This is a genomic window from Pseudoalteromonas sp. OFAV1 (assembly GCF_021532595.1).
Taxonomy (GTDB): domain Bacteria; phylum Pseudomonadota; class Gammaproteobacteria; order Enterobacterales; family Alteromonadaceae; genus Pseudoalteromonas; species Pseudoalteromonas lipolytica_C.
This window is the reverse complement of the sequence record NZ_JAKGBG010000075.1, coordinates 1-11,798: the sequence shown is the minus strand read 5'-3', so window position 1 is coordinate 11,798 and position 11,798 is coordinate 1. Positions and strand designations below refer to the sequence as shown.

At 36.7% G+C, this 11,798-nt stretch carries 9 protein-coding genes; 6 read left to right on the top strand and 3 right to left on the bottom strand.

The features are described from left to right. A partial coding sequence (locus L1267_RS22865; RefSeq protein WP_235384305.1) for an RNA-guided endonuclease TnpB family protein occupies positions 1–659 on the bottom strand: 659 nt, incomplete at its 3' end. Between the two features lie 777 nt (positions 660–1,436). Between L1267_RS22865 and L1267_RS22860 the strand changes: the two genes are divergently transcribed. Beyond that, complete coding sequence (locus L1267_RS22860; RefSeq protein ID WP_235384304.1) at positions 1,437–1,943, top strand: hypothetical protein; 507 nt, start codon at positions 1,437–1,439, stop codon at positions 1,941–1,943. 497 nt (positions 1,944–2,440) lie between these two features. Here L1267_RS22860 and L1267_RS22855 read toward each other — a convergent pair whose 3' ends face one another. Continuing rightward, complete coding sequence (locus L1267_RS22855; RefSeq protein ID WP_235384302.1) at positions 2,441–3,397, bottom strand: hypothetical protein; 957 nt, start codon at positions 3,395–3,397, stop codon at positions 2,441–2,443. A 161-nt stretch (positions 3,398–3,558) separates the two neighbouring features. Between L1267_RS22855 and ligA the strand changes: the two genes are divergently transcribed. The 5 genes from ligA (at position 3,559) to L1267_RS22830 (ending at position 11,465) form a co-directional block, all read left to right on the top strand. Further along, a complete protein-coding gene (gene ligA / locus L1267_RS22850; protein WP_235384301.1) occupies positions 3,559–5,571 on the top strand; it encodes an NAD-dependent DNA ligase LigA in 2,013 nt (670 codons plus the stop codon). A gap of 122 nt (positions 5,572–5,693) precedes the next feature. Beyond that, positions 5,694–6,800 carry a hypothetical protein gene (locus tag L1267_RS22845; protein WP_235384300.1) on the top strand — a complete coding sequence of 369 codons (1,107 nt, stop codon included), beginning with the start codon at positions 5,694–5,696 and terminating at the stop codon, positions 6,798–6,800. A gap of 145 nt (positions 6,801–6,945) precedes the next feature. Beyond that, positions 6,946–8,034 (top strand): hypothetical protein, encoded by a 1,089-nt coding sequence (locus L1267_RS22840; protein ID WP_235384299.1) that lies wholly within the window; start codon positions 6,946–6,948, stop codon positions 8,032–8,034. 33 nt (positions 8,035–8,067) lie between these two features. Then, entirely contained in the window at positions 8,068–9,936 is a 1,869-nt protein-coding gene (locus L1267_RS22835; protein WP_235384298.1) for an AAA family ATPase, read from the top strand. 236 nt (positions 9,937–10,172) lie between these two features. Further along, complete coding sequence (locus tag L1267_RS22830) at positions 10,173–11,465, top strand: DUF6638 family protein (protein WP_235384297.1); 1,293 nt, start codon at positions 10,173–10,175, stop codon at positions 11,463–11,465. A 148-nt stretch (positions 11,466–11,613) separates the two neighbouring features. Here the strand turns inward: L1267_RS22830 and L1267_RS22825 are convergent. Then, on the bottom strand, positions 11,614–11,798 hold a 185-nt coding region (locus L1267_RS22825), incomplete at its 5' end, for a hypothetical protein (RefSeq protein WP_442960578.1).

Genomic DNA, 11,798 nt, shown 5'->3' with positions numbered 1-11,798 from the left:
GCGTGAACAGGAATGGCAACACCACGATCTACACCAATAGTATTTTCCTCCAGATACTCTCTTGTCGAGCCTTGAAGAAAGGACAGGTGTTCAGCATTGCTAGGAAGTTCTTCTTCGCTATTGCCGTCTTCATAACAGAAAGATACATAATATTGACCACGCTCTTTGCGCACATATAGCGAGTTTGGGATCTCGAACTTGCCATGCGCTTTAAAGGATAAGTAACCAATATTATTAGTCTTCGTGCCGATAAATAGTCGTAAGTTTCCATCTTCGCAACGGTCAAAACGGAACACCTCACGAGTAAGGTAGATACTACCCCGGTCAGTTTTAGGTTTGCGCTTAGGTCGCCCACATATGCCTTTCATGAATTTTTGGTAAGTCTGATACCAGTTAACTGCGCTGTTTCGGATGATCTGACTAGGGCATTGATACAGCCAAGGGGTTAACTCTTTTGACTTGAATTGTGATGTTTTCTGGTCAATTGGAGCATAAGTGCCCGTTGGATAATACTTACGTGCAAAGGTGCGGAAATATTTTTCTTCGTCAACTTTGGCATTCCAAATGCTACGCGCACATCCCATCCACTGGCTTAAAACCAGTTTTTGATATGATGTTGGGTTGGCACGAAAACGAATACCGGTTAACAAATCGCCCACTATTTAACTGTATGTATATACAGTACATAATAATCCCTACTCCATTAAAGTCAAGACCGTTCGCCTTGACTCGCAGCTAAAGCAGGCGAGAATGTGGCGAACATTTGTTCAAAAAGGGTTTTAAATCACGTTTCGCAACTCCCTGTTTCTAAGTGGTATAAAGCCTATAAAGTTGAGACAAAACTTTGTGATATTGCATACAAAAACATTCAGGAAAAATCTAGAAATAAAGATAACAAAAACTCAGATAAGGCGTGTTTTATAGATGCAGCATGCGAAGCTGGATCTTGTCTATTAGATTAAGTCCCAAAATAAGCTCTTGCAATATCTTTTTTTTGCGCTTATATTTAAGTTATATTAACTAATTTATGAGATTTTTATGATTAAGTATTTTATCTTAGGTATTTCTTTTATTACAACCAATATGATTATTGGGTACTGCCTAAGGCTAATTCTAGAACATAAGCACCCCACAACAAAATTCAGCATGCGAAAGGTCGTATTTGAAATCCGTGTTCAGTTTAACCACCTAATGCGCACAATTACTGACCATCGATGCAAAAGTGCATTACTAGCCATTTTTGTATGTAACTTGATTTTGTTTGGGATTGGTGTAATTTACAATCCAGATAAGCTATTTAGCTATATGTTTACTTTTAGTACAGTTGCTATAAATTTAATCTACATATATAAGATTAAATCTAAGGAAATCATCGCTTTTAGAAAAAAAGCTGTGCAACCCAAGTAACAATTTTCAATTCTAATTAAGGTGCGATTATGCTCAGGTTATTAAAGATAATAAGTTTAATTTGTCTTGTTTTAGCAACAATTTATGCGTATGCAATTTTCTACACGCTTCCTCCCGAAGAAAGTCAGGCTTATTTTGGATCAACAGATAAGATGTACCTTTACCTATCAGCGGGAATCGTTTTTGTTATATTATTCATTTTTTTAAATATTGGAATCCACACCAAAGCTAAGCTATCAAAATCTAAAAGTTTCGCAAGTAGCGCTAAGCCACGAAATTTCTCTTCAATCTCGACAAAAAGAACTCAGGGTTTGGGTGATGACTTTAGCTTAGGTGGATCTTCAATAACAGATATAGAAAGTTCTGAACACGATGACACACGAAATAGACCTACTGCCAGCCTAGATTCAACTCAGCTTTGTGGAAGTTCATCTAATGATAATAGTAGCAGCACTTCATCTAACAGTGGTTCTGGTGACTCAAGTACGTTTAGCGATAGCTCAGGCGGCTCAGGTTCGGGCTCAGGTTGTGATTAAATCAATGCTTAAAGCTTGTACAAACTGTATTTTTTAAAATTTAACAAATACTAAGGGTTAAGATTTTTATGTTCATAAACATAAGTAAAGTCATCGAATTGCTAGTTGTTTTATGCACGTGTTCAATTGTAATTTACCTTGCTCAAAAGCCTAATTTTGAGCTTTTTATAAAAACAGCTGAGTATGCTCAAATCTCATCATTTTTGTTAGTATCAAACTCAATAGGTTTAATGTGTTTTTTAGTAAGAAGAAAGCTAGAGATAAAGGTAACAGCAAAAGGTTCTGACAATACAAAGCAACCCTAGTGCTAGCTACTGAAACATACTGTAAAGGCCATTCGCGCAAGCTATTGGCCTTTTTGTTTACCCCCTATTTTAAATTAGGATAAGTATGATAAACACAAATGAAAAACAACAGTATAATCAAGGAAAGTACTGCTCACACCAAACAAAAAAGGTCTTCGTTAAAAGACCTTTCCCTGCTAATTAATTTAAAGACTAAAGTTCTTTCAACTCTTTTAAGAACTGATCATAATTTAATGTAAACTTCTCAAGCCACTCAAGTCTTTTTCGAGCATTAATTTCTTTTATACTATTAGTGCCCATATGTTTCAAAATACGTTGCTTAGCATCCGAAATTGCTTTCGTTCGCTCTTTTTCAATAATTACATAATAGATTTCATTCTCGCGAAAGCTTCTAGCTAATGCGTCACTAATCTGAGATGTATCTTTTGATGAAGAATCGCAACCATTTAGTGAGCAAAGGTATCGTTTAGCTCCAAAGTGCAGTTTAGGCATCGACATTCGTGCTCTGTCATTGGTACTCGATTGAATCGCTATATATGCCTTAACATTATGTGATTCATAATCTTTACAATGAGGTACTGTAAAGTCGGTTCTTTCATTGGCAAAAATAAAGTCGCGTCCATACTCTATACCACGGCGCCATTGTTCGCTTCTAAATAATGCTTCCAATGTTTTTGCAGTTGCTTCACCGGCTTTGTGTTTACGGTTTTGAGAGTTACTTTGTTCTGCAAACTTAGCAATAAGCATAGTTACTCGAACTCGCCTAACAGTATTGAGGCATTTTAGGTTTTGCTTTAATGTTTCTACGGCCTCATTTAATTCAGGCTCAGAAAATACACGATCGTACTTTAAAAATAACGAAGGTAATTCGTAAAACAAAACGCTTTGCTCGGATTGATTCTTTTCTGCATACATTCCAGAAATCTGCTCAACAATTTGGTCACTTTGCCCCTTGTAGTTGAGCAAAATATTTTCTGTTTCTGCACTGATTTCACTATTAAGCTGCTTTTCATAATACTTTCTTGCCCAGCCCATAAAGCCGCCATAAAAGAAAACACGCTTTAGTTTTGAATGAATAAAATTATAACGCTCGCTTGGTAACTTTAGGCCACTCAGTAGCCTTTCTAAATCTGATTTCAACTCTGACATATAAAATACCTTAATTAATTAGTACTTTATTCTAAACAGTCAATAACTTTCAGTAAAACCGAAAAAGATTTTATCTTTTATTGCAAAAATACTTAAATATCTTTTAATTGTGACTTTTGTGTGGTAAATTAACCTAAACTTCAATAAGGAACTTATATAAAATGAAATCACCACAAGACTTAATCGTAGAATATGTTGCAAAACTTAATAAATGGTCACATGCATATTGGGTTAATGATAATCCTTTAGTTAGTGATGCGACGTATGACGAAGTGTTTCATGAATTAAAAGCACTAGAGTCTGAACATCCAGAACTTATTCTCCCGCACAGCCCTACACAACGAGTAGGCGAGTTGCCCGTAAGTGGATTTCAAAAAAATACTCACCCACAGCCAATGCTTTCATTGGATAATGAGTTTAATGACGACGACATTGCATCTTTTGTTGCCAAAACACTTGCTGCGCTGGGCGACAGTAAATGTGAACTACAATATCAATTTGTGTGTGAGCCGAAACTTGACGGTTTAGCGATGAGTCTTGTGTACCTTAATGGCCAGTTAAAAACTGCAACTACTCGTGGTGATGGTGAAGTTGGTGAAATGGTGCTCCATAGCATTAAAACAATTAAAAGCATTCCGTTATTTATTGATAACGCACCTGAATTTCTAGAAGTTCGTGGTGAAGTGTTTATGCCAAAGAGAGCTTTCTTTGAATTCAATGAAAAAGCAGTCGCGAATGGTAAGAAACCACTAGTTAATTGTCGTAATGCCGCCGCTGGTGGTGTTCGCCAATTAAATCCGAAAATTACAGCTGAGCGTAACCTTGATTTTATTACTTATGGTGTTGGTAAAGTTAGTGAGCCATTAGCGGAAGATCACTTAGCCTCTTTACTCGTGCTACGCGAATTTGGCTTTAAGTTAAGCGAAGATACGATTGCTTGCAATACAACTGAAGAGATCGTAGCGCATTATCATAAGTTAATTGAAAAAAGAGCAAAACTTGATTTTGATATCGACGGTATGGTTATCAAGTTAAATTCATTCAAAGAGCAAGAGAAACTTGGATTCATTACTCGTGTTCCTCGCTGGGCTACGGCGGCTAAGTTCCCGGCAGAAGAGAAAGACACAATCTTAAAAGGTGTCAAATTCCAAACAGCACGTACTGGCCAAGTAACACCGGTTGCTGACTTAGAGACCGTGTTTGTAGGTGGTGTGAATGTGTCGAGCGCCAGTTTACATAATATGGATGAGATTGCGCGATTAGGTCTAAAAATTGGTGACCGAGTATCAGTGTTCCGTGCGGGTGATGTTGTTCCAGCTGTTGGCGCTGTACTTGAAAGTATCGGTACTGAAGAAATTAAAATGGTCACCCACTGCCCTTCATGTAATTCGTTAGTTAAAAAAGATCTTGATAGCGCAAATTACCGCTGTACAGGTCAAAATAGCTGCCCTGAGCAAGTTACTGGGGCGATTATTCATTACGCGAGCCGTGATGGACGAATGAATATTTCAAGCTTGGGCGATAAGCTAATCGAAAAATTACATGCTGTAGGTAAATTAAACCGTCTATCAGATATCTATAAATTAACCAAAGAAGACATTATGGAACTCGATGGTTATTTAGAGAAAAGCTCACAGAAGGTTATCGATGCTATCAATGCATCTAAAACGACGACTCTACCTAAATTCCTAGCATCGTTAGGCATTCGTGAAGTCGGACGTTCAGCATCAATTACTATGGCGAAGCATTTCAAAAGCCTAGATAATATTTTAAATGCAAGTTATGAAGATTTCTTAGCGTTGCCTGATTTCGGCACTGTGATGGCAACAAATGCAAAAGAATATTTCTCATCTCCTGACAATATAGAAGTTATCAACGAAATCATTGAAAGTGGCGTGAACTGGCCTGAAATCGAAGAAAGTAACTTGCCTCAAGTCTTTAAAGATAAAACAGTCGTTATCACGGGCTCATTCACAGCATTCAGCCGTGAAGAAGCAAAAGACAAAGTGATGGCAGCTGGTGGTAAAGCGAGTGGTTCTATTTCTGCTAAAACGCACTATTTATTAGCTGGTGAAAAGGCGGGTTCAAAGTTATCTAAGGCGCAAGATTTGCAGTCAAAAGGTAAACCGATCCAAATCATTTCAGAAGCTGAATTTTTGGAAATGCTAGGCTAATACCAACCTAAAAAGATAAAGGTTTTTTAATGTGAAATAGTTAACATATTAATTGACTTTTATCTTTCACACCCTAAACTAACCATTCGTAAGATTTACTATGACATGTACGAGGAATATAAATGTTTGATTCTCAACAAATGAACTCACAGCTTCAAGCTGCTGAGCAAGCAATGGCTAAACAAAGTGAACAGCGCCAAGCCAAGTTGGCTGCTTCGAATTCACTTTATCAGACGCTAAATGATACTGGCTTTAAAATCGAAGATATGGACAAGTTCAATACTGATTTTGAAAATGCGTCTCTTAGTGGTGTTAAAGATGCAGAAAACGCACTCAATAACAACATGGTTCGCCTAATCAATTCATTGGACACAACAACAAATCAGTTCGGTGAAGAATTTTCTTCAATGCGCCAGTTGACCGCTAAAGAAAAGTTTATCGGTTTTTTTAGTAATCAAAAAGCAAATGAAATGCGTTCAGAGCGTATCTCTAACGCATCAATCAAACAGAACCTGCAAGACCTTATTGTTCAATCTAATAGCATTACAGTACTATTACAGTCGCAATTAGAAAGCTTAGAAGCGGAAGCGACTGTTGGCCAAAGCAATTTAGAAAAAACCCTAGAATCTCGTGCAACAGTAACATCTGAGCTTGAAAACGTTCGTGTCGAAATTGAAAAGCTACAACCACAAATCGAAGAACTTGAACTTAAACGTTCAAGTGCTGAAAATACAACTGAACGTACTCAACTTGATACTGAGTTGAATCAATTAATTAAGCAAGAAAATGTCTATAAAGACTCAGAAGCTGTGTTAGTAAACCAATCGATGACATTAGAGCGCTACGTTAAGCTTAATGAATCAAACGTTGATAGCTTAAACAATCAAATCACTGCACAAAAAGTAATGATCCAAAAGCTTAAAACGGATACAGCGCAACGTGAAGTTCTTTATCAATCTCTTGAAGTAAGCCTTAAAACAGCCGAGCAACAAGAAACGGCTCATGCCATCAATAAAATTGGTACTGAAACAGATAAAGTTGTTCAAACTATGCATGCTTCAATCGGTTCTGCGGCATCAAATGCGTTAGCTGAAATGATGGAAGATCATAAAGGTAATATGAAATCTGCCAATGATGTTCTCGAAGCTAAAGCTCGTGCTGATGAAATGTTCTATCGTCGCTTCGGTAAAGTTTCTGACGAACACGATAACGAGTCGTACATTCACTAATTCCCGTTTGTTATGGTCAAAGGCTACATACTCCTAATGTAGCCTTTTTTACTGCCTATACCTAAGATAATAAAGATTTTAGGTATGTGTATGTGGAACTACCAATATGCGTAAAGCTTAGCTAATTAATTTAATAAGTTTAACTATGAATAATACATCAAATCATGAATTTCAAACGTTTGAAGAGCAAGAAAGTTACTTTAATAGAATCAAGAAGAGTCTGGATTTATTAATATACGTAACAAAATGCACTGAAAATGGCCTAATCCACTCGACTCGTTACGACGACTATTTTGGTCGCGTTTTAGTATCTGTACGTAATTCATTAAACGCCCTGCGATATAAGTACGCTTACACTCATTCAGTTAACAATATTCCTTCTGAATTGGCAGTTGAGCGCGACAATTCAGGATATCCAAGTACCTTAAATTTTCGAGAAATTGAACTTGATATTCAAAATGAATTTGCGAATTACAAGAAAAATGATGACCGCGATACGCTCATTAGTAAACTTGTTACGGTTGCAATGGAAGAAAAGCGCATCAGTAAACGACTGCAATCGGCAATTTCATTTTCGTTCTATAAGCAGATTTGCTTAGAGCATGAATGCTTTTTATTGAATAATAGCCCTATCATTAACACAAATGGTGATGATTCAGGCCATGTTGAGTTGTTTGTGTCTCATTTCGACACTTCACTTAAAATGCCAGTCTGCTATATCGTAGAATTTCACACTAATACTGAGGACAAAGAAGAGTCCATTTCTCGCAGTAATCTCGTACAAGAAATGCTAACAAAACGAATTTCTTCTGAGCTTAAATTAATAACGATTTTTTCATCTTTAGATGATTATTTTCCATGGCTAAGACCGATTAAGATGACTCGCGTTGTGATTGGGCCAAACTTTATTAGTGGTGTGACTAATCATCGTAATGAAGTTGAAATGTTATTAGATGGTGGTGAAAACTCCCCTGCCATTGCCTGCTTAACCATAGAGTACTTAGATGTTCAAAATTTCTCTGTCGATATTGGATTATTTAAGAACAATAAGAAAACTGAATATAAGTTAGACCGACTTCGTCCTGACTTATGTGAGGCCGGTGTAACTAATCTACTGCAAAAAATTATTTTACCATACAGTTCATACCAGACACTGTCTGAATGTGATGATAATTTCCTATCAAAATATCAAAAATACGTTGTCGATGATGATGGCGAGATTATGGTTTTTTGAACACAACATATTTAAATAAATTAAGGAACATTTATGTCTGTAAATCAAAGTCAAATTAAAGACAGTCAAGTACGCGAAAATCTTAAGAACGCATATAATGCGCTTGTGAGTTCAAACTATGCGCCAGCTTCAAGTAACAACAGTCCACGAATTGGCCGACGTCCTGTTTCTGGTTCATCTCATGGTCACTCAACATCATTTTCTATTCTTGAAAATATCAAGAGTATTACTGAAGATAACCCTTTGATGACTGATAAGCAGCATCATGTAGTAACTGTCCTACAGGAAGGTCTAGCTTTAGCTGCTGCTGTTATTGACACTTATAAAGATATTTCTGGGTTTGGCCAGCTATTGCTCGATAACAGCAAAGGCATCCTAAACAGTGACCAAAAAAACAAGTTCATTGAACTAAAAACAACACATGCCTACATTGCGGTATTTACAGTTGCCAATTATGTTCAAGCTAAACTAGATAACGGTCAAGCCAATTTATCAGCTGTTGAGTTATCTAAACCTGTTCTTATGGATAGCGGCACAAGCACTAAAGCATTTTTGTACGATTTAAATGAAGTGATCCTTAAATGTGTTACTGATGATGTTAATTTGGGCCCTGCAATTAAAGCAGCTGCATTATCTTATATCGAATCACTAAGAACATTCGAAATCGGCTTGAGCTTCACAGAGAGCTTTACAGGCAACCATTACCGCTCTGAAATGCTAGATTTTGATATCAATGGTTTTGAATTAGCTGGTGGCGCTAGAAAGCAATCACTAACAATGCAGTTTAAAAAGCCTGAAGAAGTGATTGGTAACCGAATCGCTAAATACCAAATGAAAAAACTGGCAAAAATGATGATGTGTTATGACCCAGCAACACGCAAGAACCCTTTTGTTGAGCTTGGTGGTTTTATCTTTACATTTATGGGTGATGGTGCGCCGGGTACTGGTAAAACAACGTTAATTCAGATGTTGTGTGGCTTATTGAATGACTACTGTCAAATCGCTGGTCGTGAATTTTACTATGAAAACTTCTCGATTGATCAAGTTGATAGTTTTCAAGGTAAATCTGGTCAGAATGCGAAGCAATTCATTAATAATGTTTTAAATCCTAACGTTATTGGTTTTGGTACTGTCGATGACATTGACCAAATCGCAGGTAAACGTGGTGATAAGCAAAGCTCAGGTGGCCAACAAGAAGTAACTGCGGTATTAATGGAATCACTTGCTGGTGCCAACACAGTAATTAACGGCAATGCCACTATTGGTATGTTTACCAACTACCCTGAAAATGTAGATGATGCACTTCGCCAACGATGTTCTGCTCGTTACTTAGTTGATGGTCCTCAAACTGTGGCCGACTATACTGACTTGTTAGCTTTACTAGTGCAGTCTCGCTCTAATATTGAAGTAGGTGATGCTGATTTGTTCTCGACACAACAGATCGAGGGTGCGATTGAAACATCATATGAAGTGCATAACACTCCAGAAACTAAGGAGTTAAAGGCTATTTATGATAAAGCCATCTCAGAACTTGGTGAAATCGACACTTTAGCTAAATTTGGTCGTTACCTAAACATGATCAAAGAAGCTGAACCCCGCTTTACAGGCCGTGCAATTAAAAACATCGCCGACGCTGCGAAATTACGTGCTATGGATATTGATTTACCTGATGAATGGTTCGAAACTGCCGACACTTTCATGAATAAATCATACGATGAAAAATTAGAAATGATCAGTAGTAAAGCTGGTACGGTTACCCCTACTATTTTACTACAAGAACTTCATCGTTATGCAGATTCAGAGTTCCGTTATTCTGCAAATTCTGATCAAGCTGAAGTTGATAAGTACGTTCGTGATCATAATGTTCGCATTAAAGCGCAAGAAGCTATTAATAAACAATAAAGTCATTATTGTTTAGCTTCACTGACAAGCAAAGGCTTACAATGCCTTTGCTTGATTTCTTATTACAACTTTAAGCCTTCCATTTGGAAGAGACCCATGTATTAGCAATATATAAAACGGGCATTCGGGATAACATGTACGCTGAGTTCTTTGAGCAATGTGTGGATTCACAACGAGATAAATACGGTCCTATATAAGAATCCGAATCCCCATATAATTAATAAGGTCTATATATAATGATTAATGTTTTTAATGACATTGTGTTTCAATACGGCAATCTAATCGAAGTAAAATCACCTTTTCTAATCGAAAGATACAATCGTGCATTAAAACACCTTACCGGTGAAGTTACTAATTTAAGTTCTTTTCACATTGACTGTGCAGGTTTTTCACCTGAAGTTGCTGATGAATTAGGTAATTATGATTATTTAAACATTCATGGCGTAAATAAACGCTTCATCCTTATTACTATGAAGCAGCTTGAAATTGATATCGCTAGAACGCACTTCTCAAGCTCTATGCACATGCTTAAAAGCTTCTATAGAGACAATAAAAAAGCCCTTACTAGTTTGACCGCAAGTGATGTTGTATTTGGCGAACTAGACAATAAGCAATTCAAAGCTAAAAATGTTTTAGACATGCTTATTTCCGACACGATTTACATTTCAGCTGAAACAAGTAAAGGCATTGTAGAAAAATCAAAAAATTGCGAAGAAAAGGTTAATTCTGTTTTCTGTAAAGGTAACTGGAAGAACGATGAGTTACTTAATGAAATTATCGAACTATCGAAAGATTGCGGAAATATTATCAAGAACACTCCGGTGCCACAAAAACTCACATACAAACGCGAAAATTATTACACGACATTATTTGGCGGCATGTATGTATTCAACATTAATGGCCAAAAAACTGTATTAACTGAAGATGTGCTTTTTAATCCTCTTGAAAACTGCGACGATGTTGAAGCTCTCAATGAAATCAACTTCATGCCACTAGATAGTAAGAATAAAGTTTATCAATTCTTAATTGAAAATAAACTAATTGAACGAGTCCCATTTGATACTTTAACCAATCGCGTTGATGAATTTGAGTTAAAGCTTTTACACTCTGTTCTAGATGAGTATTTAATTGACACTCATAGTAACAAAGAATTTAGTTACTTGAATCAAACGGCTGTCAAAACGTACATAGCAGAGAATTATGATCACTTACCAGACCGCTTTTATCATTTAGAACGCTTTGTTAGCGCCCTGAATCATAAAAAGAAGGCCGAAGCTGAAAACAAAAAGTATCAAGAGTACTTTCATAAACCAAGTTCTCATTTAAGTGGTCCTGATTATGCGCTGGTATCTCATTTAATATGTCACTTTAAAAAGCATAGTTATTTGTCTGCATATATCTATAACAGAACGCTTTTCGAAAAACGTTTCTCAACGTGGTCAGAACATATGCAAAATTACGTTAAGACATACTTGTATGACCATAGCAATGTGCTTACTGATTTAAAACGATATACAGAGTTAGAGTAACGTTGCTGATCTTAATGTATTGAAATTATTGGCCAGATCTAAACCTCAATACATCTGACCTGTTAAAGCTTAAGTTTTACAACGAAGGATAAATTTATGAAAAGTGAACTACTCGTGCCTAAAGGCAACGAGCTTCCAAGATAGTAGCCTAAGCTACTAACCTTTCTTTTTTGACGCTTCGTTGGACACTGCTAGTCGAGCTTTTTGCTCGGCTAGTCTTACGATTTCCTCCACGTCCACTATCTGACTTAGTTCGTAGTACTCCATCGTCAGACAACACCGTTCCAGTGTCTAATATTAGATTAATTGCCCGTTTCTTAATGACCAATGATG

Excerpts from the sequence above, each read along its gene's own strand:
- L1267_RS22860 (WP_235384304.1), top strand. The coding sequence starts at position 1,437 with ATGCTCAGGTTATTAAAGATAATAAGTTTAATTTGTCTTGTTTTAGCA.
- L1267_RS22855 (WP_235384302.1), bottom strand. The coding sequence starts at position 3,397 with ATGTCAGAGTTGAAATCAGATTTAGAAAGGCTACTGAGTGGCCTAAAG.
- ligA (WP_235384301.1), top strand. The coding sequence starts at position 3,559 with ATGAAATCACCACAAGACTTAATCGTAGAATATGTTGCAAAACTTAAT.
- L1267_RS22845 (WP_235384300.1), top strand. The coding sequence starts at position 5,694 with ATGTTTGATTCTCAACAAATGAACTCACAGCTTCAAGCTGCTGAGCAA.
- L1267_RS22840 (WP_235384299.1), top strand. The coding sequence starts at position 6,946 with ATGAATAATACATCAAATCATGAATTTCAAACGTTTGAAGAGCAAGAA.
- L1267_RS22835 (WP_235384298.1), top strand. The coding sequence starts at position 8,068 with ATGTCTGTAAATCAAAGTCAAATTAAAGACAGTCAAGTACGCGAAAAT.
- L1267_RS22830 (WP_235384297.1), top strand. The coding sequence starts at position 10,173 with ATGATTAATGTTTTTAATGACATTGTGTTTCAATACGGCAATCTAATC.